Source organism: Streptomyces sp. NPDC006259 (assembly GCF_042870975.1).
GTDB lineage: Bacteria > Actinomycetota > Actinomycetes > Streptomycetales > Streptomycetaceae > Streptomyces.
This window is the reverse complement of record NZ_JBIAHY010000008.1, coordinates 41177-66120: the sequence shown is the minus strand read 5'-3', so window position 1 is coordinate 66120 and position 24944 is coordinate 41177. Positions and strand designations below refer to the sequence as shown.

21 protein-coding genes and 1 pseudogene are annotated in these 24944 nt (G+C 72.2%); 10 read left to right on the top strand and 12 right to left on the bottom strand.

The genetic code is table 11. The features are described 5' to 3' along the window. The first annotated feature begins 193 nt into the window (after nucleotides 1-193). Nucleotides 194-1729, top strand: a complete 1536-nt coding sequence (locus ACFYO5_RS30035; protein WP_388714661.1) for an MFS transporter — start codon at nucleotides 194-196, stop codon at nucleotides 1727-1729. A gap of 27 nt (nucleotides 1730-1756) precedes the next feature. Here the strand turns inward: ACFYO5_RS30035 and ACFYO5_RS30030 are convergent, their stop codons facing one another. Continuing rightward, the gene (locus tag ACFYO5_RS30030) at nucleotides 1757-2266 is read right to left on the bottom strand and encodes a MarR family transcriptional regulator (RefSeq protein ID WP_356565220.1); all 510 of its coding nucleotides are present in this window, start codon (nucleotides 2264-2266) and stop codon (nucleotides 1757-1759) included. A 157-nt stretch (nucleotides 2267-2423) separates the two neighbouring features. Between ACFYO5_RS30030 and ACFYO5_RS30025 the strand changes: the two genes are divergently transcribed. Further along, the gene (locus ACFYO5_RS30025; protein ID WP_356565222.1) at nucleotides 2424-3233 is read left to right on the top strand and encodes a class III extradiol ring-cleavage dioxygenase; all 810 of its coding nucleotides are present in this window, start codon (nucleotides 2424-2426) and stop codon (nucleotides 3231-3233) included. A gap of 61 nt (nucleotides 3234-3294) precedes the next feature. Here the strand turns inward: ACFYO5_RS30025 and ACFYO5_RS30020 are convergent, their stop codons facing one another. Next, complete coding sequence (locus ACFYO5_RS30020) at nucleotides 3295-3813, bottom strand: GNAT family N-acetyltransferase (RefSeq protein ID WP_388714658.1); 519 nt, start codon at nucleotides 3811-3813, stop codon at nucleotides 3295-3297. A gap of 203 nt (nucleotides 3814-4016) precedes the next feature. On the opposite strand from ACFYO5_RS30020, the gene ACFYO5_RS30015 reads away from it, so the two are divergent. Both ACFYO5_RS30015 and ACFYO5_RS30010 read left to right on the top strand, forming a co-directional pair. Continuing rightward, nucleotides 4017-5012, top strand: a complete 996-nt coding sequence (locus tag ACFYO5_RS30015; RefSeq protein WP_388714655.1) for an RNA polymerase sigma factor RpoD/SigA — start codon at nucleotides 4017-4019, stop codon at nucleotides 5010-5012. Between the two features lie 880 nt (nucleotides 5013-5892). Beyond that, nucleotides 5893-6321 (top strand): annotated as a pseudogene (locus ACFYO5_RS30010) (TetR/AcrR family transcriptional regulator); the annotation flags it as partial. A 467-nt stretch (nucleotides 6322-6788) separates the two neighbouring features. On the opposite strand, the gene ACFYO5_RS30005 reads toward ACFYO5_RS30010, so the two are convergent. Further along, nucleotides 6789-7937, bottom strand: coding sequence for a helix-turn-helix transcriptional regulator (locus ACFYO5_RS30005; protein WP_388714652.1), 1149 nt, complete (start codon nucleotides 7935-7937; stop codon nucleotides 6789-6791). 62 nt (nucleotides 7938-7999) lie between these two features. On the opposite strand from ACFYO5_RS30005, the gene ACFYO5_RS30000 reads away from it, so the two are divergent. From ACFYO5_RS30000 to ACFYO5_RS29980, 5 genes are all read left to right on the top strand, one after another. After that, nucleotides 8000-9604 (top strand): MFS transporter, encoded by a 1605-nt coding sequence (locus tag ACFYO5_RS30000; RefSeq protein WP_388714649.1) that lies wholly within the window; start codon nucleotides 8000-8002, stop codon nucleotides 9602-9604. 273 nt (nucleotides 9605-9877) lie between these two features. After that, nucleotides 9878-10639, top strand: a complete 762-nt coding sequence (locus ACFYO5_RS29995; RefSeq protein WP_356565232.1) for a DeoR/GlpR family DNA-binding transcription regulator — start codon at nucleotides 9878-9880, stop codon at nucleotides 10637-10639. Further along, complete coding sequence (gene pfkB, locus ACFYO5_RS29990; protein ID WP_356565233.1) at nucleotides 10636-11583, top strand: 1-phosphofructokinase; 948 nt, start codon at nucleotides 10636-10638, stop codon at nucleotides 11581-11583. Before ACFYO5_RS29995 ends, pfkB begins: the two co-directional genes overlap by 4 nt. 559 nt (nucleotides 11584-12142) lie before the next feature. Continuing rightward, nucleotides 12143-14245: a fructose-specific PTS transporter subunit EIIC gene (locus ACFYO5_RS29985; RefSeq protein ID WP_388714645.1), complete on the top strand. Its 2103-nt coding sequence runs from the start codon at nucleotides 12143-12145 to the stop codon at nucleotides 14243-14245. 106 nt (nucleotides 14246-14351) lie between these two features. Then, a complete protein-coding gene (locus ACFYO5_RS29980; protein ID WP_388714642.1) occupies nucleotides 14352-14816 on the top strand; it encodes a hypothetical protein in 465 nt (154 codons plus the stop codon). Between the two features lie 60 nt (nucleotides 14817-14876). Here the strand turns inward: ACFYO5_RS29980 and ACFYO5_RS29975 are convergent, their stop codons facing one another. From ACFYO5_RS29975 to ACFYO5_RS29960, 4 genes are all read right to left on the bottom strand, one after another. Next, nucleotides 14877-15623 carry a DUF6227 family protein gene (locus ACFYO5_RS29975; protein ID WP_388714639.1) on the bottom strand — a complete coding sequence of 249 codons (747 nt, stop codon included), beginning with the start codon at nucleotides 15621-15623 and terminating at the stop codon, nucleotides 14877-14879. A gap of 198 nt (nucleotides 15624-15821) precedes the next feature. Then, entirely contained in the window at nucleotides 15822-17042 is a 1221-nt protein-coding gene (locus tag ACFYO5_RS29970) for an Ig-like domain-containing protein (protein WP_388714636.1), read from the bottom strand. A 149-nt stretch (nucleotides 17043-17191) separates the two neighbouring features. Continuing rightward, a complete protein-coding gene (locus ACFYO5_RS29965) occupies nucleotides 17192-18250 on the bottom strand; it encodes a P1 family peptidase (protein ID WP_388714633.1) in 1059 nt (352 codons plus the stop codon). Between the two features lie 462 nt (nucleotides 18251-18712). Beyond that, nucleotides 18713-19984 carry a low temperature requirement protein A gene (locus tag ACFYO5_RS29960; protein WP_388714630.1) on the bottom strand — a complete coding sequence of 424 codons (1272 nt, stop codon included), beginning with the start codon at nucleotides 19982-19984 and terminating at the stop codon, nucleotides 18713-18715. 178 nt (nucleotides 19985-20162) lie between these two features. Here ACFYO5_RS29960 and ACFYO5_RS29955 point away from each other — a divergent pair, with 178 nt between their 5' ends. Then, entirely contained in the window at nucleotides 20163-20345 is a 183-nt protein-coding gene (locus ACFYO5_RS29955) for a hypothetical protein (RefSeq protein ID WP_388714627.1), read from the top strand. A gap of 94 nt (nucleotides 20346-20439) precedes the next feature. Here the strand turns inward: ACFYO5_RS29955 and mscL are convergent, their stop codons facing one another. The 5 genes from mscL to ACFYO5_RS29930 form a co-directional block, all read right to left on the bottom strand. Then, a complete protein-coding gene (gene mscL / locus ACFYO5_RS29950) occupies nucleotides 20440-20904 on the bottom strand; it encodes a large conductance mechanosensitive channel protein MscL (RefSeq protein ID WP_388714625.1) in 465 nt (154 codons plus the stop codon). A 150-nt stretch (nucleotides 20905-21054) separates the two neighbouring features. Next, nucleotides 21055-21843 (bottom strand): RcpC/CpaB family pilus assembly protein, encoded by a 789-nt coding sequence (locus ACFYO5_RS29945; protein WP_388714622.1) that lies wholly within the window; start codon nucleotides 21841-21843, stop codon nucleotides 21055-21057. 254 nt (nucleotides 21844-22097) lie between these two features. Then, complete coding sequence (locus tag ACFYO5_RS29940; protein WP_356565249.1) at nucleotides 22098-22931, bottom strand: S-methyl-5'-thioadenosine phosphorylase; 834 nt, start codon at nucleotides 22929-22931, stop codon at nucleotides 22098-22100. A 153-nt stretch (nucleotides 22932-23084) separates the two neighbouring features. After that, nucleotides 23085-23399 carry an FmdB family zinc ribbon protein gene (locus ACFYO5_RS29935; protein ID WP_356565251.1) on the bottom strand — a complete coding sequence of 105 codons (315 nt, stop codon included), beginning with the start codon at nucleotides 23397-23399 and terminating at the stop codon, nucleotides 23085-23087. A 67-nt stretch (nucleotides 23400-23466) separates the two neighbouring features. Then, complete coding sequence (locus ACFYO5_RS29930) at nucleotides 23467-24759, bottom strand: MFS transporter (RefSeq protein WP_356565253.1); 1293 nt, start codon at nucleotides 24757-24759, stop codon at nucleotides 23467-23469. Nucleotides 24760-24944 lie beyond the last annotated feature (185 nt).

Below are 24944 nucleotides of genomic sequence, written 5' to 3'. Positions count from 1 at the left end.
AAGAAGACCACGAGTCTCCGCAAGCCACCGGCGACCACGCTCGGACAGAGAGCCGTCGCCGACGACGTCACCGAACTGATCGACCGATATCCCGCCACGGCCGTCACCGTCGACGAGCCGCTCTCTCGCTCCGCCCGTTTTCTCTTATCAAGTCACGACATTTCCGTCACGAAGCTCCGAAGTGGGTACCTCCATGTCTGATACAGCCACCCTGGCTCCCGGCCTCCGCCAGGCGGATCCGGCCCGCTGGAAAGCGCTCGCGTTCATCGCGCTCGCCCAGCTGATGGTCGTCCTCGACGCCACCATCGTGAACATCGCCCTGCCCTCCGCCCAGCAGGATCTGGGGATCTCGGACGGCAACCGCCAGTGGGTGGTCACGGCGTACGCCCTGGCCTTCGGCGGACTCCTCCTCTTCGGTGGCCGCATCGCCGACCTCTGGGGCCGTAAGCGCACCTTCGTCCTCGGCCTGGTCGGCTTCGCCTCCGCCTCGGCGCTCGGTGGCGCGGCCACCAACGAGGCGATGATGTTCGGCTCCCGCGCCCTCCAGGGCGTGTTCGGCGCGCTGCTGGCGCCCGCCGCCCTCTCCCTGCTCGCCGTGATGTTCACGGACGCCAAGGAGCGCGCCAAGGCGTTCGGCATCTACGGCGCCATCGCCGGCGGTGGCGGCGCGGTCGGCCTCATCCTCGGCGGCTTCCTCACCGAGTACCTGGACTGGCGCTGGACGTTCTTCGTGAACATCCCGTTCGCGATCGTCGCCGCGGCCGGTGCCTACTTCGTCATCCGTGAGCCCGCGGGCGGCCGCAACCGCTCCCCGCTCGACATACCGGGCGTCATCCTGTCGACCCTCGGCCTGGTGTCCCTGGTCTACGGCTTCACCCGCGCCGAGTCCGACGGCTGGAGCGACGCCGTCACCATCGGCATGTTCGTCGCCTCCGCCGTGCTGCTGGCGGCTTTCGTGGCCGTCGAGGCGAAGGTCAAGTCCCCGCTGCTGCCGCTGCGCGTGATCACCGACCGCAACCGCGGCGGCATCTACCTCTCGCTCGGTCTCGCGATCATCTCGATGTTCGGCCTGTTCCTCTTCCTGACCTACTACCTGCAGATCGTGAAGGGCTACACGCCGGTCAAGACCGGCTTCGCGTTCCTTCCGATGATCGTGGGCATGATCACGGGCTCGACCCAGATCGGCACCCGTCTGATGACCCGGGTCGCGCCCCGGCTGCTCATGGGCCCCGGCTTCCTGGTCGCCGCGCTCGGCATGCTGCTGCTGACCCAGCTGGAGATCGGTTCCTCGTACGCGGCCCTGCTGCTGCCGGCGATGCTGCTGCTCGGCCTCGGCATGGGTACGGCGTTCATGCCGGCCATGTCCCTGGCCACCCAGGGTGTCGAGCCGCGCGACTCCGGTGTCGCCTCCGCGATGGTCAACACCTCGCAGCAGGTGGGCGGCGCGATCGGTACGGCGCTGCTGAACACGATCGCCGCCTCGGCCACGACCTCGTACATCGCCGACCACATGGGCGGCGCCGCCACCCGCTCCCAGCAGCAGCTGGTCCAGCTGGAGGCCATGGTGAAGGGCTACACCAGCGCGATCTGGTTCGCCGTCGGCATCCTGGTCGTCGCCGCCACGATCGCCCTGACCTTCGTCAACGCCGGCAAGCCGGACATGAGCGCGGTCATGGGCGCCGGTGAGGACGCCGAGGACGCCGTCCCGGTCCCGGTGGTCGCTCACTGACCTGACGTACTGCCCGGGCTGTAGCGGCTAGCGCAGCCAGGGCAGGTCGGCACCCACTTCGTTGGGCTGGAGTCCCTCGGCGACGATCTGCATGATCTCGCCGAGGGACTTCTGCTGTTCCGGGGTGAGCCGGTCGAAGAGGGCGTTGCGCACGGCGGCCACATGGCCCGGCGCCGCGCCCTTGAGGACGTCCAGGCCCTCGTCGGTCAGCACCGCGAACTGGCCGCGCTTGTCGGAGGGGCAGTCCTCGCGCCGTACCCAGCCGTTCTTCTCCAGGCGCGCGACGGCGTGCGAGAGGCGGGAGCGGGTGATCTTCGCGTCCATCGCCAGCTCGGTCATCCGCAGCCGGCGGTGAGGGGACTCGGCGAGCTTGACGAGGAGGCCGTAGTAGACGTGCGGCAGGCCGGCGTCGCGTTGCAACTGCCGGTCCATGTGGTCCTCGAGAAGGGTGGTGGCGTGCAGGTACGAGCGCCAGATGCGCTGCTCCTCTGCGGTGAGCCAGTGCGGCTCGGAAGCGGATGCGGCTGCCTTCGTCATGCCCTCCACTCTACGGGCTCCGTCCTTGAACTTTAAACAAGTGGCGCCTACAGTGATGTGGCAGGAGGAAATTTAGAGTTCAAGCAAGTTCGGTGTGTGTGTCGATCACGTGGGTCGATCGCATGTGTCGATCCGAGCCGTCGAGGGAGTCGCCGCCATGTCCGCCGCCACCCAGGAGCGTGCCGTTCCGCGGGAGCGCATGCCCGCTCTGTACCTCAGCCACGGCGCCCCGCCCCTCGCGGACGACCCCGTCTGGCCCGGCCAGCTCGCCGCCTGGTCCGCCGACCTGCCCCGCCCCAAGGCGATCCTCATGGTCTCCGCCCACTGGGAGGAGGCGCCCCTCGCGCTCGGCGCGGTCGAGCCCGTCCCCCTGGTGTACGACTTCTGGGGCTTCCCCGAGCACTACTACAAGGTGCGCTACGACGCCCCGGGCGCACCCGCGCTCGCCGACAGCGTGCGCAAGCTGCTGCGCGCCCCCGGGACCCCCGTGCAGGACATCCCCGACCGGGGCCTCGACCACGGCGCGTACGTCCCGCTCGTCGAGATGTTCCCGGCGGCCGACATCCCGGTCCTGCAGATCTCCATGCCGACCCTGGACCCCGTCCGGCTCATGGAGATCGGCCGCAGGCTCGCCCCCCTCCGCGACGAGGGCGTGCTCATCGTCGGCTCCGGGTTCTTCACCCACAACCTGGCCGCGCTACGGCACACCGGCGGGGGAGTGCCCACCTGGTCCTCGGAGTTCGACGACTGGGGGCGGCACGCGCTGGAGACCCGCGACTGGGACGCCCTGCTGGACTTCCTGCACAAGGCCCCGGCCGGCCGCTACGCCCATCCGCGGACCGAGCACTTCGCCCCGCTGTTCGTCACCATGGGCGCCGCGGAGATCTCCGGCGAGCTGGACACGCAGAAGTCGGTGATCGACGGCTTCTGGCTGGGAATGGCCAAGCGTTCGGTGCAGTTCGGCTGACCGTGGGGCCTGTTGGCCCGCCGGACCAGTTGCCCCGCCGGACCGGTGCCCCGTCCGCCCGCTACAGGTCCCTCTCGTACCAGGCCACGTCCCAGTAGCGGCCGAACTTGCGGCCCACCTCGCGGTACGTGCCCACGTGCCGGAAACCGAGGCGTTCGTGCAGCCGCACGGACGCCTCGTTGGGCTGGGCGATGCCCGCGTACGCGCGGTGCAGGTCCTCGCCGGACAGGGCCTTGAGGAGCGCCTCGTAGAGGAGCGTGCCGATCCCGCGACCGCCGGCGTCCGGGCGGAGGTAGACCGTCACCTCGACGGAGGTCGCGTAGGCGGGCTTCGCGCGAAAGGGGCTGGAGGTGGCGTACCCCAGAATCTCCTGTGCGTCCGCGTCCGTGGCAACCATCAGCCGGTACGGCCCGTCTTCAGGGTGGGAGAGCAGCCAGGGGCGGCGCTCCTCCGGAGTGAAAACCGTGGTGTCGAATGTGATCGGCGTCTCACGTACGTAGTGGTTGTAGAGGTCGGTCAGGGCTTCCAGGTCCCCCTCGACTCCCGGCCTGACCTGCACTTCTCTACGTTCCGACCGCATTCGTCCTCCTCGTGGGGTGCGACAGGGTACTGCATGATCAGAAAATTCGGGGGACGGGTGGGGAATTCTGTCCTGATTCCAGTCGTTGTTTCCATCGGATGCAGGGCACCCGAGGAGAGTCCCGAGAGAGTCCCGGGAGGACCCCAGTCAGTGCGCCGGTGTCCAAGGACCACCGCTGACCCCATCATCGCAAGGGAGCACGCATGGCAACCCGTGCCGTCGCCCGTCGTCAGTCCGCCTCAGGCGAGACCGGCGCGGCAAGCAGCGCTCGCGTCCACGGCGGAGAGATCGCCGACCGCGATCTGGTGGGCATGTACCTCGACGAGATCGCGCGCACGCCTCTGCTCGACGCCGCCAAGGAAGTCGAGCTGTCGCAGATCATCGAGGCGGGTGTGTTCGCGCGCCAGCTCCTCGACGGATTCGAGGAGTCCGAGGCGGACGCCTCCCGTGAGGAGCTGGAGACGCTCGTCGCCGACGGAGAGCGCGCCAAGGACGTCTTCATCCGTTCCAACCTCCGGCTGGTCGTCGCGGTCGCCCGCCGCTACCCGCGCAGCGGTCTGCCCCTGCTGGACCTCATCCAGGAGGGCAACGCCGGCCTGGTCCGAGCGGTCGAGAAGTTCGACTACCGCAAGGGCTTCAAGTTCTCCACCTATGCCACCTGGTGGATCCGCCAGGCCATCACACGGTCCATAGCGGACCAGTCGCGCACCATCCGGCTGCCCGTCCACCTCGTGGAGGAGCTGGGCCGCATCCGCCGCGTGCAGCGGGAGTTCAACCGCGAGCACGGCCGCGACCCGGAGCCCCTGGAGATCGCCACCGAGCTGGGTTCCACACCGGAGCGCGTCATCGACGTGCTCGACTGGGCGCGCGACCCGGTCTCGCTGAACATGGCGGTCGACGACCAGGGCGAGACCCAGTTCGGCGACCTGCTCGAGGACACCTCGGCCGTCTCACCGGAGCAGTCCGTCCTCACGCTGCTGCGCAGCGAGGAACTGGACGGCCTCATCGACCGCCTCGACCCGCGCACCGCCTCCATCATCAAGATGCGGTACGGCATCGACGACGGCCGCGAGCGCACGCTGACCGAGGTCGGCAAGGAGCACGGTCTGACGCGTGAGCGGATCCGGCAGATCGAGAAGCACGCGCTGCTGGAGCTGAAGAAGCTGGCCCGCGACACCGGGTTCGAGGCGGCGGCGTAGGGCGGGATACGCGGGTGCGGGCGGTACCGCACCTGTAACGGCTCCGCGTCCCCCGTAAGGGCTCCGCGTCCGGCGAGGATCGGGCCGGGCCGGGGTCCCGGCGGGTGCGGTATGCACCACCGGCGGACGGGTGCGGATTCGCCACCGGCGTACGCGGGTGGCGAAAGTACGCGCAAAACATGGCGGAGAAGGTCGCTTCAACCGGTGACACCGAGGGAAAAAGGACTTCAGGACGGCACGGAAGTTCGGGCACCGACAGCGCGGACCGACCCACCGGACCGGTCCTGATCCCCTGGCCCCACGGCGTTGGCACGACCCCTTCTCCTCACTCCCGTGGCCATGCCCCGGGTGGCAACTCATGAACGACAACCCTTGAACCACGTCCCGACGCACACCCCCCCGGCGCCGGGACTCTCCCGAGTCGGGCTCCGGCGCCTCCCCCCCGGCGCCGGGGCCCGGCTCTTTTCGTGCGCGGGCCCGTGCGGGTCCGCAGGGCCTTGCAGTCGGTCTTTGCGGCGCCGGCGTCGGCGCCGCGGGCGCCAGGGACCGCCGCTACCCAGGGGCCGCGAGGCCAAAAGAGGGGCCAAGAGGTCAAGGGGCTGGGTGGCCGAAGAAGTTGGGTGGCCGAGCGGCAGGGTGGCTGCGGCGGCGAGGGTGGGCCTGTGCGCTGCTCGCCGGGGCGCGGCCCAGCGGCCGTAGCGGCACGCTTAGGGGCGGGGCACCCCGTACCTGAACCCCGGGGTGGCCCGCCTGGATGGCAGATTGTGCCACATGGGCATAGCCTGCCGATGTGACAAGCTCCACCCCCGCACCGCTTCCCTCCTCGTCCACCCCGCCGGCCTCGGCCTCGCTGACCGAGCGACGTAAGGCGGCGACCAGGATGGAGATCGCCCGATCGGCCGCCGGACTCTTCGTCAGTCGCGGCCTCAGGGCCACCCGCGCCGAGGACATCGCCCAGGCGGCCGGTGTCGCGCCGCGCACGTTCTACCGGTACTTCGCCACCAAGGAAGAGGCCATCGCCCCCCTCTACGCGGCCGGCGCCCAGCGCTGGGCGGAGGCGGTGCGCGCGGCCCCGCCCCACCTGTCCCTGCCCGAGGCCCTGGAGTACGCGGTACGGCAGACCCTCACGCCCGGCGTCGGGGTGTCGGCGGCGTCCTGGGAGTGGGTCCGCACCCTCATCCGCCTCGCCTCCACCAGCCCCGCCCTGGGCAAGGTCTGGGCCGAGGTCTGTCATGCGACGGAGGGGGCCCTGGGAGAGGTGCTCAGGCAGCGGGCGGAGGCGGGTGACGGCATGTTCGACAACGTTGCCGACCACCCCGGATCCGGCGAGGGCGTACGGGGCGCCGAGGGTACGCAGCTCACCGAGGGGACACGGCCCGCCCCGGGCGCGCGGTCCGGCGAGCGCACCGAATCCGGCGAGCACGCGCATCCTGAGTCCGGCGAGCACACGCATCTCGTGGAGCGCGGCGACCCCACCGAGTCCGGCGAGCACACGCATCTCGTGGAGCGCGGCGACCCCACCGAGCGCACCCGTCCCACGGAACGCGCCGGGTTCACCGACCGCACGCCTCCCACCGAACGCGCCGAGTCCGCCGTCCCGACCCCCCGTCAGCGCTTTCTCGCGGCCGTCGCGAGTGCCGCGGTGCGGGTCGCCGTCGAGAGCTGGGCCACGACCAACGATCCCCCGAACGGCCCGCGGGGCCCGGCGGAGCTGGCCCTGCGGAACCTGGAAGCGGTGCGCGGGATGGAGTGGGGGAGCGCGAGCAGCGCCTCCGGCTAACCCCTCCGACCCGGCTCCGCACCCCGACCGACATCCCCGGCATCCACGTTGGCCTCCGCCTCCGCATCGACGTTGGCCTCTGCCTCTGCCTCCGCCTCCGCATCGACGTTGGCCTCCGCCCCCGCCCCCGCCCCCGCCTCCGCCTGCGCCCCTGCTTCCGTCTGCGCTCCCGTCCCCGTCTGCGCTCCCGCCCCCGCTCGTGCCATCCGTCCCCCCAACTCGTTCACGCACCGCACCAGTTCGCTCGGGGAGTGGACCGTGAACTCGTGACCCAGCATGGCCAGGCGGACCGCCAGCCATTCCACGGGGTCGCCGGTGACGGAGCGCAGGCGGCAGCCGTCGGGGGTCTGCTCCGGGGTGCCGGACCAGGACGGGAGCCGTGCGGCGACGGCCTCCGCCGGGGCCCGGAAGGTGACATCGAACTCGTACGTCTCCTGGCGGCGTTGGATCGACCGGCGCAGGTACTCCGCCGCGTCCCCCTGCGGCACCTCCCGCGGCGCGAACCGGGTTCCGGTGGCGAAGGGCTCGCCGATCCGGTCGACGCGGAAGGTCCGCCAGTCGTCGCGTTCGAGGTCGTAGGCGACGAGGTACCAGCGGCGGCCGGTGGAGACCAGGCGGTACGGCTCGGTCAGGCGGCGCGAGCCGGTGCCGTCCTTCGCGCGGTAGGCGAACCGCAGCCGTTCGTGTCCGGCCACCGTCGAGGCGATGACGGTGAGCGTCTCGGGCGCGATGCTGGCCCCGTCCCCGCTGGTCAGTGGGGTGGTCGCGGCCTGGAGGGTGGAGACCCGGTGGCGCAGCCGGGTCGGCAGCACCTGCTCCAGCTTCGCCAGCGCCCGTACGGACGCCTCGTCCACGCCCTCCAGCGCGTGCCCGGCGCCCGCCCGCAGGCCGACCGCGATCGCCACCGCCTCCTCGTCGTCGAGGACGAGCGGGGGCATCGCCTTGCCCGCGACCAGCCGGTACCCCCCGTCGGAGCCCTTGGTCGCCTGAACGGGATAGCCCAGCTCCCGCAACCGGTCGATGTCCCGCCGGACCGTGCGGCGGGACACCCGCAGCCGGTCGGACAGTTCACCGCCGGGCCATTCGCGGGGCGTCTGGAGGAGGGACAGGAGCTGGAGCAGCCGAGCCGGGGTGTCCGTCGTCATGCGTCCGAGGATGCCGCACCACTAGGACACGTTCTGGCCTAGTGGGGTCCTAGTGTCCTCACATGACCTCCAACGAGACCAAGTCTCCCGCCGGTCCCGGTCCGGCCGAGCACCCCGACGGGGCGCACGTCCGCGCAACCGGGTACGTGACCGACCGCCGCCGGTGGTTCGCCCTGGCGATCGTGATGACGGCGGCCTTCATGGACCTCGTCGACGTCACCATCGTCAACATCGCCATCCCGGCGATGCAGCGGGACGCGGGTGCCTCCGACAGCCAGATCCAGTGGATCACCGCCGGTTACGCGCTCGCCTTCGCCGCCGGCCTCATCACCGGCGGACGCCTGGGCGACATCCACGGCCGTAAGCGGGTGTTCCTGCTCGGCATCGGCGGCTTCACCCTCGCCTCCGCCCTGTGCGGCTTCGCCGCGAACCCGGAGATGCTGGTCGCCTCCCGCCTCCTCCAGGGCGGCATGGCGGCGCTGATGGTGCCGCAGGTGCTGTCGATCGTGCACGCCACCTTCCCGGCGCACGAGCGCGGCAAGGTCTTCGGACTCTTCGGCGCGATCGTCGGCCTGGGCGCGGTCTCCGGACCGCTGCTGGGCGCGCTGCTGACGGAGTGGAACCTCTTCGGGCTGGAGTGGCGGCCCATCTTCCTCATCAACCTGCCGGTCGGCATCGCGGCACTGGTCCTCGGCGGCCGCTTCATCACCGAGTCGCGGGCGCCCAAGGCGCTCAAGCTCGACCTGGTCGGCGTCGCGCTGGTGACGTTGGGGTTGCTGATGCTCCTCTACCCGCTGACCCGCGGCCGTGAGCTGGGCTGGCCGCTGTGGGGGTACCTGTCGATGGCCGGCGCGTTCGGCGTCTTCGGCGCGCTGGTGGCGTACGAGCGGCGCAAGGGCGCGCGGGACGGCTCGCCGCTGATCGAACTCTCCCTCTTCCGGGTCAAGAGTTTCGCCGCGGGCATCGCGGTCCAGACGGTCTTCGGCGTCAGCCTCGGCATCTTCTTCCTGGTCTGGACGCTGTACCTCCAGATCGGCCTCGGCTGGAGCGAGCTGCGCGCCGGTCTGACGGGCATCCCGTTCTCCCTCGCGGTCTCGACGGCCGCCGGTCTCTCGGTCCAGAAGCTCGTCCCCCGTTTCGGTCGCAAGGTGCTCCAGGCGGGCGCGCTGACCATGGCCGCGGGCGTCCTGCTCTACCTGTGGGAGTCCGGGCACTACGGCCTCGGTATCGCCCCCTGGCAGATGATCCTGCCGCTCACCGTGATGGGCGCCGGTATGGGACTGATCGTCGCCCCGCTCACCGACGCGGTGCTGTCGGACGTACCGCGCGCGCACGCGGGTTCGGCGTCCGGGCTGATCAACACGGTGCAGCAGATGGGCAACGCGCTCGGCCTCGGCCTGGTGTCCGTCGTCTTCTTCGGCCGGATCGGCGATCGGCCGGCCCCGGCCGAGATCGGCCCGGAGTTCGTGGCCGCCTTCCGGTACGCGCTGGGCTGGGTGGCCGCGGTGCTGGCCGTCATCTTCCTGCTGATGTTCGCACTCCCGAAGCGGCCCGCCCAGCATGTGGAGGGCGCGGAGGACGCGGGAAGCGCGGAGGCCACGGGAAGCGCGGCGAGCGCGGAGCCGCTGACGGCCGGGAACGAGAAGAAGCCGGAACTCGTGTCCTGACCGGGGCGCGTGTCCTGAACGCGGCACATGTCCCGAGAGGGGGCGCGCGTCCTGCAACGGGGCGCGTCTCGCCACCGCGAGAGAAGGGCCTGTCACCTGTGAAGGTGCCGGGCCCTTCGCCTTGTCCGGACGCCCTCCGGTCAGGACGAGCCGAAGTCCGTTCATGCCCGAACGACGTCCGAACCTGTTTACTTTCCGGAAATCCGGGCGTAGCCTCCGTGACGAAACCACAGGATCGGGCATAAACCCGGGAACGGTCGGAGGCGAACGGACATGTACGCACCGGAGCGGCAGCAGGAGATCCTGCGGCTCGCCCGTGACGGCGGCCGGGTGGATGTCCTGTCGCTCGCCGAGGAGTTCCAGGTCACGGCGGAGACGATCCGCCGCGATCTGAAGGCCCTCGACCGCGCCGGCCTCGTCCGCCGCGTGCACGGCGGTGCCATACCGGCCGGACGCCTCGACTTCGAGCCGGACCTCGCCGAACGCGAGTCCACCTCCGCCGACGAGAAGGACCGCATCGCCAAGGCGGCCCTCACCGAGCTGCCGGCCGAGGGCACGATGATCCTCGACGCCGGTACGACCGTCGCCCGCCTGGCCGCCGCCCTCCCGCTGGAGGCCGACCTCACGGTCGTCACGCACTCCCTGCCGATCGCGGCCCGCCTCGCCGACCACCCCGGCATGCAGCTCCACCTGATCGGGGGGCGCGTACGGCACCGTACGCGCGCCGCCGTGGACGCCTGGGCGCTGCGGGCGTACGGCGAGATCCGCGCCGACATCCTGTTCGTCGCCGCGAACGGGTTCTCCGCCGAGCACGGGCTCACCACCCCCGACCTCGCCGAGGCGGCGGTGAAGCGGGCGGCGATGGCCGCGGCCCGCCGTGTCGTCCTGCTCGCCGACTCCGCCAAGCACGGTCAGGAGCACTTCGCCCGCTTCGGTGACCTGGGCGACGTGGACCTGCTGATCACCGACAGCGGGCTGAGCCCCGACGACGCGGCCGCCATCGAGCGCGGCGGCACGGAAGTGGTACGCGCATGATCCTCACCGTCACCCCGAACCCGTCCCTCGACCGCACCTACGAGGTCCCCTCCCTCGACCGCGGTGAGGTCATCCGCGCCACCGGCGAGCGCATGGACCCCGGCGGCAAGGGCGTCAACGTCTCCCGTGCCGTCGCGGCCGCCGGACGGCGCACGGTCGCCGTACTGCCCCTGGGTGGTGCGCCGGGCGCGCTCGTCGCCGAGCTGCTCGACGCGCAGGGCATCGAGGTGGCGCCGGTCCCGGTCGCCGGGGCCACCCGCTCGAACATCGCGCTCGCGGAGTCCGACGGCGTGCTCACGAAGATCAACGCGCCGGGGCCGGAACTCTCCCCCGAGGAGCAGGAGCTTCTCCTGGAGACCGTGCGCGAGCAGTCCCGCGACGCCGACTGGATCGCCTGCTGCGGCAGCCTCCCGCGCGGGCTCGCGCCCTCCTGGTACGCCGAAGTGGTCGCGCGGGCGCACGCCGGGGGCGCCCGGATCGCGCTGGACACCTCGGGGCGCGCGCTGCTGGAGGCGCTGCGCGAGCGGCCCGACGTGGTGAAGCCGAACGCCGAGGAGCTCGCCGAGGCCGTCGGGCGCCCCCTGGCGACCGTGGGCGACGCGGTGAAGGCGGCCGAGGAGTTGCGCGAGATGGGCGCGGGCGCCGTACTCGCGAGCCTCGGCGCCGACGGGCAGTTGCTCGTGGCGGACGCGGGCACCTGGTTCGCCACCGCGCGCGTCGACGCCGTCCGCAGCAACGTGGGGGCCGGGGACTCCTCCCTCGCCGGATTCCTCATCGCCGGCGGCAGCGGCCCGCAGGCACTCGCCTCCGCCGTCGCACACGGCGCGGCCGCCGTCCAGCTGCCCGGCAGCGTGATGCCGACCCCGGCCGACCTGCACCCGGCGGCGGTGACGGTCACCACGGAGGTACCGGTGGACCGCGAGCTGAAGGAGCCGGTGTCATGAGCGTCCGTCCGGGGTCCGCCGTGGGTTTGCGTCCGGGGTCTGCCGCGGGTCTGCGTCCGGCGTCTGTCACGGCCGTCTGGTCGGGGCCGGGCCGGAGTGACGGTTCGAGGCCTGCCGTGAGTGACGGTTGGAGGCCTGGTGTGGGCGGTGTCGGTCCGGGTCTCGGGACGGGCTCACGCCCGGGGCCGGGCGCGGGCGCAGGCGCGGGTACGGGTCCGGGTTCCGGCACGGCCGTGAGCGCGGGGCGTCGCACGACGCGCCGTCCCGCGCCCGTCACGGCACGCCGCTCCCCGCGGACAACGCACACTTCGCCGGCCCCGTTCACCGCGGCGGCCGGGACGCGGCGAGGGTCCCCGTTACCCGCCGCCCAGCACGGGCAGCGTGGCGTCCTGAGCCGCCCCGCTGACCAGGGTGGGCAGGGCCCGTACCAGCCTGCCGGCCCGCGGAGGCGGGGCCTGCCCCGCCCCGCCTCCGCCCGCCCTACCGACCCCCACCGCACCCCCGTCCCCCCTTGCGCCCAGCACACCCCCCGGGCGATACGCGAGCGAAGGAGCCCGCGATGAGCGAGATGATCACCGCGGAACTGGTCGACCTCGACCTGTCCGCCGACACCAAGGAAGCAGCGGCGCGGTCCCTCGCCGCACGCATGGTGGCCCTGAGCCGGGTGACCGACCTGGAGGGCTTCCTCGCCGACGTGGCGGCCCGTGAGGCCCAGATGCCCACCGGCCTCGACGGCGGCATCGGCATCCCGCACTGCCGCAGCGCCCACGTCACCGAGCCGACGCTCGCCTTCGGGCGCAGCGCCGCCGGTATCGACTTCGGCGCGCCGGACGGCCCGGCCGACCTGGTCTTCCTGATCGCCGCTCCCTCGGGAGCCGACGACGCCCACCTGACGATCCTGTCGGCACTGGCCCGCCAGCTGATGAACGCCGACTTCACCTCCGCCCTGCGGTCGGTACGCGACGCGGCTGCCGCGGCGGCGCTGATCCGCGGGGAAGCGCCCGCGGAGGAGCCTGCGCAGGCGGCGCCCGCGGAGGCGCCCGCCGAGGGCGCGAGCGGCCCCGAAGACACCGTTGTGGCGTCGGCGGCGGCCTCCGCCGACGCCACAACGGGCAACGCCTCGGCTGCGGCCACCCCCTCGGTACCCGACACCGGCGCGTCCCCCTTCCGTGTCGTCGCCGTCACCTCCTGCCCGACCGGTATCGCCCACACCTACATGGCGGCCGAGTCCCTGGAGAACGCCGGCCGTGCGGCGGGTGTGGAACTGGTCGTCGAGACCCAGGGCTCGGCCGGCTTCACCCGGCTCGACCCGGCCGTCATCGCGGCGGCGGACGGCGTGATCTTCGCCCACGACGTCCCCGTACGGGAGAAGGACCGTTTCGCGGGCAAGCCCACCGTCGACGTCGGCGTGAAGGCGGGTATCAACCGGCCCGCCGAACTGATCGCCGAGGTGCGCGGCAGGGCGGAGCGCGGCGAGGTCACCGCCGGGTCCGCTCCCGGCACGCCGGTCGAGCGCGCCGGCGACTCCACCGAAGGCTACGGCACCAAGCTCCGCAAGTGGCTGATGTCCGGCGTGAGCTACATGGTCCCGTTCGTCGCCGCGGGCGGCCTGCTGATCGCCCTCGGCTTCGCCATCGGCGGCTACGAGATCAACAAGGCGCCGTCGGTCATGGACCACTTCGTGTGGACCCAGGCGGACAGCTGGGGCGCGCTGCTCTTCCAGATCGGCGGCGTGGCCTTCGGCTTCCTCGTCCCGGTGCTGGCCGGCTACATCGCCTACGGCATGGCCGATCGGCCGGGCCTGGTGCCCGGCTTCGTCGGCGGCGCGATCTCCCTGACCGTCAACGCCGGCTTCCTGGGCGGTCTGGTCGCCGGCCTGATCGCCGGTGGCGTGGTGATGGCGATCCAGAAGGTCCGGATCCCGGCGGCGCTGCGCGGCATCATGCCGGTGGTGGTGATCCCGCTGATCTCCTCGGCGGTCGTCGGGTTCCTGATGTTCGTGGTCATCGGCAAGCCCATCGCCGAGGCGCAGAAGGGCATGACCGACTGGCTCAACGGCCTCACCGGCACCAACGCCGTCCTCCTGGGCGCCCTGTTGGGCCTAATGATGTGCTTCGACCTCGGCGGGCCGGTCAACAAGGTCGCCTACGCCTTCGCCACCGCGGGCATCGCCGTCGCCGACCCGAGCGACTCCGCGATGAAGGTCATGGCCGCGGTCATGGCGGCCGGCATGGTCCCGCCCCTGGCGATGGCCCTGGCCACGACCGTCCGGGGCAAGCTGTTCACGCGGACGGAACGCGAGAACGGCAAGGCCGCCTGGGTCCTGGGTGCCTCGTTCATCTCCGAGGGCGCGATCCCGTTCGCGGCGGCCGACCCGTTGCGCGTGATCCCCTCCGCCATGGTGGGCGGCGCGATCACCGGTGCTCTGTCGATGGCGTTCGGCGCGACCCTGCGCGCCCCGCACGGCGGCGTCTTCGTGGTCCCGCTGATCGGCAACCCGTTCCTCTACCTGGTCGCCATCGCGGCCGGTGTGTGCGCCACGACGGCCCTGGTCGTCGTGCTCAAGGGCCTGCGCAAGCCCGCCAACGGGGCCGCGGCTCCCGGCGCGGAGGACACGGCCGCCCCCTCGGCGGCGGAGCGCAAGCAGCCGGTGGCGGCGTAACTCCCGTACGCGCGGGGCCTTCGGGCGACCGGCGGCACCTGCGAGATACGTCACGGTCCGGGGCGAAAGTCCCGGACCGTGACGTCTGCGGTGTCTACTGGTCGGTATGCCTGAGTACCTCTCGATCCCCCGTCCGACGGGCACGGCGGCGCTCGTCCTCGCCCTGGCGGGAGTCGCCTGGCTGGTCACCGTGACCGCCCTGTTGCGCCGCAGTCGTCCGAACGCCGGCGCGTGGGGTCTCGGGGTCGGCGCACAGCGCACACGGCGCCCTGCCCTGGGCGCGATGCGCCCCGGTCACGACGCGATACGCCCGGTCCCGCGCGGACGCCGCCGCACCACGGCCGTACCCCGCCAGGACACGGAACCACGGCGCCCGGACACCGATCGCCGCCAGGACAGGGGCGTACGCCGGCCGGCCCCCGCCCGTCTCCCGCACTCGTCGGCCCGGCAGGCCCTCCCCGCCGTCCCGGCCCAGCGCCGGACCGGCCCGCCTCTGGAGGCCGTGGAACTGACCGCGGCGGAGCGGGCCGCCTTCGAAGGTCTCGTACGACGGCTCGGCGACGACCGCTGAACCGGCGGCGGGCCCTGCGGCCGGGGTCCAGCGGCCGGGGCCCGGCGGGATGACCGCGGCTCAGGAGACCTGGGCCGCCCGGCGTTCCATGGCCTCGCGGGCCGCGTCCTCGGTGGGATACACCTCGCACATGTGCCGCCCGTCGGGTGTGGCCGTGTGCTCGACCTCCCAGAGGGAGACCTCCCGGCCGTCACGGAGCAGGAACGCGTGCTCGTACAGCGTGAAGCCCAGGCCGATGCGCCCCGCACGGCAGGGCCGGCCGAAGGCCTGGGTGATCTGGTGCGCGAACGCCGACCTCAGCAGCGCGGCCGTCTCGGCGCCCGGCCGGTCCGCGTTCTCCGCCCGGCGCAGCAGTCGGCGCGCGTGGTCCGCCGAGTCGTCCGGCACGTACACGTGCCGCGGGGCGGGGATCGGCGCCAGCTGGACCAGCACCGGCAGTTCGAAGTCCGCCGTGTCCGACGGGAGCGGCAGCCGGGCCGTGGCGGCCCGCAGCTCCTCCTCGTCGACGTACACCTCGTGCTGCGGCTCACTGCCCGGGGTGGGGTTGTGGACCAGCTCCCACAGGGTGAGCGCGGAGCCGTCCGACAACAGCCAGGTGTGCCGGTACGTCTCCCGGTGCAGGCCCGCGCTGTGGTGCGCGGAGTGCAGCGAGCTGTCGTGCGCCAGCGCGGAGTCGAGCTGTCTCACACAGTCGTCAGGCAGTTCGAAGGAGTTCAGGGCGCGACCGAGGAGCCGCGCGAGATGCTCCTCCGGAGTCTCGGGCGACTCGGCTGCTTCGTGCGCTGCCGTCTCGTACGGAACGCTCAAGGTTTCTCCCGGCGTTGCTGCATGTCACCTTGTGGGTGCATACCGTAGCCCCTCCGTCGGACGTCGTGTCCGGGAACCGGGAAAACGTACGCCGGGAAAACGCGGAAGCCGCGCGAGAAGTTCCCGCGCGGCCCGAGGATCCGTCGGAAACCGCCGGTCAGAGACGCTTCCCGCCGGAACGGGAGGCGCTCGGACGGGTCAGGTCGCGCTCCCCGCGATCCATGCGCTCCACGCCAGGTTCCACCCGTTGAGGCCGTTGTCCGGGGCGACCGTCTTGTCGGGGGAGTTCTTGACGATCACCACGTCGCCGACGAGCGAGTTGTCGTAGAACCACTTGGCGGGGGTGTCGCCCTGGGCTCCCCGCGTGTCCGCGAGACCGACGCAGCCGTGGCTGGTGCCCTCCCGGCCGAAGGGCGGATTACCCTTGTTGTACCAGTAGTTGCCGTGGATGAAGGTCCCGGACTGGGTCAGGCGCATGGCGTGCGGCACGTCCGGGATGTCGTACTCGCCGCCCAGGCCGACCGTCCGGCTGTTCATCCGCGTCTGCGTGAACTTCTCCGTGATCACCATCTGGCCGTTGTACGTCGTGTGCTCGGCGCTGCCCGAGGAGATCGGGACCGTCTTCAGCGCCGCCCCGTCCCGCACCACGGACATGGTCTGGGTGCCGACGTCGACCGTGGAGACCTGCGAGCGCCCGATGGTGAAGGTGACCGTCTTCTTCTGCACGCCGTGGACGCCGTTGGCGCCCTGCACGCCGTCCAGGTCGATCTTCATCGTGACCTTGGAACCGGCCTTCCAGTACTCCTCGGGCCGGAAGTCGAGCCGCTGCGACCCGAACCAGTGGCCGACCACCTTCTGCCCGCTGCTGGCCGAGACCGTGATGTGCGACTGGACGGCCTTCTTGTCGTCGATGGCCTTGTCGAAGGTGAAGGACACCGGCATCCCGACACCGACCGTCGTGCCGTTGTCCGGCGTGTACGTCCCGATGAAGCTGTTGGCCGAGGACACCGTCGTGAAGACGGAGTCGGCCGCCACCGTCCGGCCGCCCGCGTCCTTCGCGGTCGCCGCTATCTCGTACTTCGTCCCGCGCTCCAGCTGTTCCTTCGGCTTCCAGCTGCTGCCGTCCGCCGCGAGCGTGCCCGCCACGACCTGCTGGGTCCCGGCCACCGTCATCTTCACGGTGGTCAGCCGGCCGTCGCTCACCTTCACGCCGGTGCTGTTGATCGAGGCGTTCATGGAACCGTCCGCGGCCGAGATGACGATCTTGGCGGTGGACGTCCTGGGAGAGTCCGCACCACCCTTGCCGTTCTTGTCCTCGGCGTTGGCGCTGCCGCCGCAGGCGGACAGGGTGAGGGCGCCGACCACCAGGGCGGCACAGGCCCCCAGTGTGCGCCGCGCTGTTTTGTTCGGCGTTGTCACGGGCTGCTCCAGCTTCGTGTGATGTGCGAGATCCGCTCCAGTACGTGGAGGAAGAGGACCACCACGGCCGCCGGGGTTCCCGCCGTCCGCCACTGAGCCCGTCGCGTGACAGAACCGGGACAATGACCCCGCCTTTTGAGGGGACTTGGTTACCGGTTCCCGTACAACTCCCCGTACGACGGCCACGTCCCGCCGGCCGCCGTCACCGATTCCGCGGCGCGCACCGCCCGCACGATCGCCCGCGTCACCATGTCCGCACCCGCCGCGAGGACGTCGTTCAGGGCGAGCGGATGCGCGGTGCCGAGCGGATCGGCGCCCGACGGACGCCCGCCGGTCGCCAGCGCGAACACCGTGTCCCCGTCGTGCAGCAGATGCACCGGCCGTACCGCGCGGGCGATGCCGTCGTGCGCCGTGCCCGCCAGCTTCTGCGCCTGTGCCTTCGTGAGGTCCGCGTCGGTCGCGACCACCGCCAGGGTCGTGTTCAGCGGCGGGGGCGCACTCTTCGCGGCGCTCTCCGCCAGACGCCGACGGGCCGCCTCGTGCACCTCCTCCTCCGGATACGCCACACGTCCCTGGAACAACTCCCCGTACAGCACGCCCGTTTCCGGGTCCAGGACCGAGCCCGCCGCGTTGGCCACCACCAGCGCGGCCACCGTGACACCCGAGTCGAGCACGGTGGCGGCGGTACCCACCCCGCCCTTCATCGGCCCCACCGCGGCGCCCGTCCCGGCACCCACGCACCCCTCCGGCACCCGCGCCCCGGGTGTGCTCGCCGCGGCCGCCTCCACCGCGGCCCGGCCGAGCGCGGCGTCCGGGCGGGCCCGGAAGTCACCGCCGCGCCCCAGGTCGAATACGCACGCGGCGGGCACCACCGGCACGACGTGTGCGGGGTCCGCGCCGACCGGCACCCCGCGGCCCCGCTCCTCCAGCCAGGCCATCACCCCCGACGCCGCGTCGAGTCCGTAGGCGCTGCCACCGGTCAGCACGATCGCGTCCACCCGCTGCACCACGTTGCGCGGATCGAGGGCGTCGGTCTCCCTGGTCCCGGGGCCACCGCCGCGTACGTCCACGGCGGCCACGGCCCCGCCCTCCGGGGCGAGGACGACCGTGGTGCCGGTCAGCCACCCGTCCCCGGTGCGAGAGGCATGCCCCACGCGCATCCCGGCCACATCCGTCAGAGCGCCGACTGTCAGAGCGTCAACTGTCATACGCCCCAGTCTCGCGCGCCGCCGACCCGGCGGGGCAGCCCCGCTCAACCCCGTTCAGCCCTCTTCCGCCCCAGCCCCTCGTCCCGCGCGGCGACCGACACCGCGCGGCCCTCACCCCGCCTCCCGCGCACCGGCTCCCCAGCAGCTCCCGTCGCACGCCCTGAGGCACACAGCGGGGCGGTCCCGCACGGCGTGGCGTCCCGTACGGCGTGGGCGGTACGCGGCGCGGGCGGCGCGCGGCGTGGCGTCCCGTACGGCGTGAGCGGCACGCGGCGCGGCGTCCCGCAGGGCCCGGCGTCACACGGCCCGCGTCCATGGCCTCGGCGAGCACCGCGCCGTCAGTGACGTCCGTGACGTCCGTGACGTCCCCGCGCACCACCTCCGCCTGCCGGCCCACGGGTGGCCGCGCAGCCGTCGCGGGGAGCGGGCCAGGCAGCGCACCCGAAGGTCACCCGGCTTCCGTCATACCGCCTCGCCGGCGCCCCGCGGCGTGTTGTCCCGCGCGGCCATGCGCGCCGTGAGCGTCGTCCCGGTGGCCACCGTCAGTGCCGACACCAGGCCCGCCGCGAGGACCGACCAGTCACCGAGGAACGTGCAGCAGACCACCAGCAGCGCGGCGACCGGCAGCACCGACTGCTGGGCGAGGCCCACCTTGAAGTGGCGGGAATGCAGCGCCCAGACGGTCAGCAGATACAGCGCCGTCGGCAGGGTCACCGCCGCCGACGCGGCGGACGTCGACAGGTGCGCCTCGCCGACCGCCTGCTCGACCGCCACCTCCAGGCCCGCGCCGATCGCGGCGGCCGAGGCGAAGACGAGGTAGTGGCCGTAACCCCACCGGAAGGCCTCCTTGCTGGAGCGCAGCCGGCCGTGGATGGGCACCACGAAGTAGATCCACCACGCGGAGAAGATGATCAACAGCCCACCCGCGGCGATCGGGAGCAGCTCGTCGAGGGCGTCGTTCTCGTCGATGCCGACCTTCACGGCGACCGTGGCCGCGGCGATCGTCTCGCCCAGCACGATGATCGTGAACAGCCCGTAGCGCTCGGCGATGTGGTGCGGGTGCCAGGAGGTCGGGTGGTCCTTCTCCGCGTAGACCGGAACGCACATCTCCAGCAGCGCCATCACCAGGAACAGCCAGGGCTTGCCGCCCTCGGGCAGGAACAGCAGCCCCAGCCAGCCGATCTGGCAGAGCGCCACGCCGACGGCGTACCGCAGGGCCATCGCTCTCTCCGCGCCCTCGCTCGACAGGGCGACGCGCAGCCACTGCGTGGTCATGGCCAGCCGCATGATCAGGTAGCCCACCACGACGGCCAGGAAGTCGTGGTCCTCGAACGCCCGTGACACCCCGGCGGCCAGGACCAGGACGCCCGCGATCTGTACGAGGGTGACGACCCGGTAGAGGACGTCGTCGTTGTCGTAGGCCGACGCGAACCACGTGAAGTTCATCCAGGCCCACCAGATGGCGAAGAAGACCATCGCGTAGTTCAGGATGCCCTCGCCCGCGTGGGACTCCGCCACGGCGTGCACCAGCTGGATGCCCGCCTGGGCGATGGCCACGACGAAACAGAGGTCGAAGAACAGTTCCAGCGGGGAGGCGACGCGGTGGGCCTCACCCCGGCCGCGGGACGTCAGTCTGCGGAGCGGCCTGGGGTGCGCCGGCGCACCGGGTGTGGGCGTGGGGGACGGGGAGGAAGAGGGGGACGGGGAGGACGGCGGAGGAGGACTGGGCGTCATGGATCCCAGCACAACAGATGTCGCGGGGAAAATCTTGCCGAGGAGTGCACGGGCCGATGACGGCTGATGCCGTGCGCGAAGGCGCAGTTCAGCGGGGGAGACGGGCGGGTGAGGGGGCCGGGGCCGGGCGGCGGTCGAGGGCCGCCCCGGTCCGCACCCGGGGCCGTACCCTGGAGCCATGAGTACCCCCACCGCCCCCGAGCCGCGTGAGCCCAAGGCCGCGCTGATCTTCGACGACCCGCTGGACCGCCAGTCCTCGGACGACACGGACGGCGGATGGGGCGATCGGCCAGGAGCCGGCGGCGACAGCGCGGCCGACCTCAAGCGCTTCCTCGACGAGAAGCCGCCCCACCACATCTGAACCCGGCGAGCCCGCCCGGCCATCGCCCGCCGGACCACCATCCGTCGGGCCATCGCCCGTCGGACCACCGGCCGCCAGGCCCCGCGCGGGACCGCTACCGCTCGCCGTGCCCGGAGCCGCGCTGGGCGACCAGCGCGTCGCGGATCTCCTTGAGCACCTCCAGCTCGGTGATCTCGATGACCTCGTGCGTGCCCTCCTTGGCCTTCCTGCGGGCCTCCATTCGCGCCAGGTACTTCGACATCGGCAGGACCATCAGGAAGTAGACGACGGCCGCCGTGATGACGAAGGTCAGCGTCGCGCCGAGGACGGATCCCCAGAGGATCCGGACACCGGTCGCGGTGTCGCCCGTGCCGACGCAGGGCCCCTTGATGCAGGAGTTGTAGCTGTCCAGGTTCTTCGTCCCGATGGTGCCGACCAGCGGGTTGATGACCCCTTTCACCACCGAGTTGACGATGTTGGTGAAGGCCGCGCCGATCACCACCGCGACTGCCAGATCGACGACGTTCCCGCGCATCAGGAAGGCCTTGAAGCCCTGCCAGACGCTCGCCTTTTCGCTCACCTCGGTGACACTCCTCGCATGGACGGGTCGTGGAACAAACAGCTCCGCAACCTACGTCACCCCCGGGCGGGCGTGTCCAATGCGGTAGCTCCAAGGAGGGACTTGACAGGGGAAGCGGCAGCGAGGCCCGTGGGCCCCGGACGACGAGACTCACCACAGGGTCACCGCCAGCCGAGCCGTGGCGCTCGCCCCCGCGAGGCGGGCCGCGGTGGACCGGGGTACGGACAGCACGACCAGCGCGCCGCCGTCACCGCCGCCCTCGACGGCCCCGTCAGCGGTCCAGTCGGCGGCCCGGTCGGTGCCCTCGGCACCGGAGCCGACCGAGTCGGACGACGGTTGTCCCGGCACCTTGGTCACCAGCGCACCGCGCGCGATCACGTGGGCCTCGCCGTCCCGCACCGCGGGCCGCTCGGCGGGGTCGACGGCGATGACGTCGACCCGGTCGCCCGGGCGCAGCAGCCGCACGGTGGCCGCGTCGGCGATCCGCACCGCCGCCCTCACCCTCCCGGCGGTGTGGGAGCCACCGGCAGGAGCGCGTGCCGACGACTGGGCGCGAGCGGGCGACCCTCCGACCGGGTGTCCGCGAGTCGATTCACCGTCCCGCGGGCCGGCCGCCACCAGCGCGGCGGCCGTGACGGCCAGGCCGACCGCGAGAGCCCGCCTCCGGTTCCGTGCCAGCCGGTGCAGTAGGTGAAGCCCGCCCCGGACCCGCACCGGAGCGAACTGCGGGACCTCGCACGAGGGCGGAACGGGGAGGGAGGGAACGAGAAGGGACGGAGCAACGAGGAGCGATGAAGCGACGGGAAGAGAAGGAGCACCGGGGAGAGAAGGCGGGGCAGGAGGAGAAGGCCGCACAAGCGGAGAAGGAGGGCTACAGGGAGACGCGGACCGAAAGGACAACGGGATCACCACCAGCGAGGACGGACGGGGCCTGTCCATCCACGGTGAGCCCTCGCGCCACCGCCCGCCCGAACCGGTGGATCACCGCCGGATTGTGGACAACTCCCTCACCCGAACGATGAGTCCCGACTTCCGCCTCCGAAGAACCGGGCGCAGTGGGTGAGGATCGCCCGCCCTCCCCAAGCTGGACGAGGCCGTCCGCACCGGCGACGCCTTCCGTCCTCTGCCCTCGCCCTCCGCCGCCACGGCAGCCCGAACTCCGGATCTGCCCCTCTGCCTTCGGCCCTCCGCCGCTACGGCAGCTCGAACCCCGGATTCAGCCCGCCCAGCGCGTTGGCGCACAGGCAGTCCCGCTCGCCGGTCGGGGGCAGCGCGGCCACCGCGTCGAAGAGGACCCCGCGCAACCGGTCCACGTTCGTGGCGAACACCCGCAGCACCTCCTCGTGGGAGACGCCCTCGCCGGTCTCGGCACCCGCGTCGAGGTCCGTGACCAGTGTCAACGACGTGTAGCAGAGTTCGAGTTCGCGTGCGAGAGCCGCCTCGGGGTGACCCGTCATGCCCACCACCGACCAGCCCTGCGCCTGGTGCCACAACGATTCGGCACGGGTGGAGAACCGCGGCCCCTCGATCACGACGAGCGTCCCGCCGTCCACCGGCTCCCACTCCCGCCCGCGCGCCGCCTTCAGCGCGGCCGAGCGGCCGGTGGGGCAGTAGGGGTCGGCCAGGGACACGTGCACCACGTTGGGCACCGAGCCGTCGGGCAGCGGCAGCCCGTCGAAGTACGTCCCGGGCCGCGTCTTCGTACGGTCGACGAGCTGATCCGGCACCAGCAGCGTGCCGGGGCCGTGGTCGGGGCGCAGGCCGCCCACCGCGCACGGGCCGAGGACCTGGCGCACGCCGACCGAGCGCAGCGCCCAGAGGTTGGCCCGGTAGTTGATCCGGTGGGGCGGCAGATGGTGACCGCGACCGTGCCGGGGCAGGAAGGCGACCCGCCGGCCGGCGATGTCACCGAGGAAGAGGGAGTCGCTGGGTGGCCCGTAGGGGGTGTCCACCTGGATCTCGGTCACGTCGTCCAGGAACGAGTAGAAGCCCGAGCCGCCGATTACGCCGATCTCTGCGTTCACCATGACCAGCACAGTAGCGGGCGCCGCTCACGCCCTGGATCCGGCTCCGGGCTCCGGACGCCCCCGGCCGCCCGACGCCCCCGGCCGGCGTCGGCGGAGCGCAGAGAACACCGAGGACCCCGCCGTCGTACGACGGCGGGGTCCGGGAAGTGTGGCTTACGCGGCGGAGCTGCCCGCCGAGGTGCCGGAGCTGGACGGCTTCGAGTCCGAGGAGGACGACGAAGACGTGGTCGAGGGCGTCGAGGGCGTCGACGACTTCGAGGGCGACGACGCCGGCGCGCTGCTCGACGAGGAGCCGCGGCTGTCGTTCCGGTAGAAGCCGGAACCCTTGAAGACGATGCCGACGGCGGAGAACACCTTCTTGAGGCGGCCACCGCAGTTGGGGCACTCGGTCAGGGCGTCATCGGTGAACTTCTGCACCGCCTCGAGGCCCTCGCCGCACTCGGTGCACTGGTACTGGTAGGTCGGCACTGTCTTCCTCCTGGCACTCTCACTCAATGAGTGCTAACGACGGTCCATACTGACGCATTCCCCGGGATCAGTCCACTGCGACCGGCAAGCGGTGACCGACGCCACGTGCGACGGTACGGCCCCGCGGCCGCGCCACCAGCCGCGAGCGCAGCGCCAGCAGCGTCCCCAGGGCCAGGACCGTACCGGCCAGCGGCACCAGGAAACCGGCGCCGCCCCAGAAGCGGTCCTCCAACTGACCGGCCGCGGTGACGGCCGCCGCCTGGCCGAGCGCCACCGCGCCGGTGAGCCAGGTGAACGCCTCGGTGCGCGCGCCCGCCGGGACCAGGCCCTCGACCAGCGTGTAGCCGGTGATCAGCGCGGGCGCGATGCACATGCCGACCAGCAGGCCGAGGCCCGCCAGCAGGAGCACGGAGTGCGCCGCCCACAGGCCGGACGCCGTGAGGGCCAGCGCCGTGTACCCGACCACCAGACGCTGCTGGGGGGCCGACTTCCAGGCGACGGCGCCGCAGACCAGGCCGGAGAGCATGTTGCCGGCGGCGAAGGTGCCGTACAGGACGCCGTTCAGGCCGGGCTCGCCGATCGACTCTGTGAACGCGGCCAGGGAGACCTGCATGCCGCCGAAGACCGAGCCGATGCCGAGGAAGGCCACGATCAGCACCCGCACACCGGGGATGCCCAGGGCGGAGGCGTGCTCCACGCGCGCGTGCCCGTCGACGGCGACGGAGGGCTGGGTGCCCTTCTGCGCGGCGAACAGCAGACCGCCGAGCAGGGTCAGCGAAGCCTCGGTCACCAGGCCGGCGGCCGGGTTCACGGCGGTGCACAGCGCGGTCGCCAGGAGCGGGCCCACCACGAAGGTCAGCTCGTCCGTGACGGACTCGAAGGCGGCCGCCGTGGTCATCAGGGGTGAGCCCTTGAGCTTCACGCCCCAGCGGGCCCGCACCATCGGGCCGACCTGCGGGACCGAGGCGCCGGTGGGCACCGCCGCCACGAACAGCGCCCACAGGGGGGCGTGGCCCAGCGCGAGCGCCGTCAGGGTCAGGCCCGACAGCGAGTGCACCAGGACGCCCGGGATCAGTACGGCGCGCTGGCCGTACCGGTCGGCGAGACGGCCGGTGTAGGGCGCGCACAGCGCCATGGAGACACCGGTGACGGCCGCGGCGGCGCCCGCCACGCCGTAGGAGCCGGTGGTGTGCTGCACGAGCAGCACGATGGAGATGGTGAGCATGGCGAACGGCTGGCGCGCGGCGAAGCCGGGCAGCAGGAACGTCCAGGCGCCGCGGGTGCGCAGCAGCTGCCCGTACCCCGGGCGGGGCGAGGCCGGCGCGTCCTGCGACGGCTCGGAGGTGACCGTGGATGCCACGGCCCGTGCCTTTCTGCCGCCTGGTAGCGCGACCCCTTGTGTGTTCGGGCGGCGCCGAGAGCTGTCCTCTTGCGCGCACTGCGGTAGATACCGGTGCCCACTCGGGAGGTGTTCCGGCCGCCATACGGTCGCGCCAGCTCTGCGTCAGGCAGAGTTGGTTCGATCAAGGTGTGCCTTCATCGTAC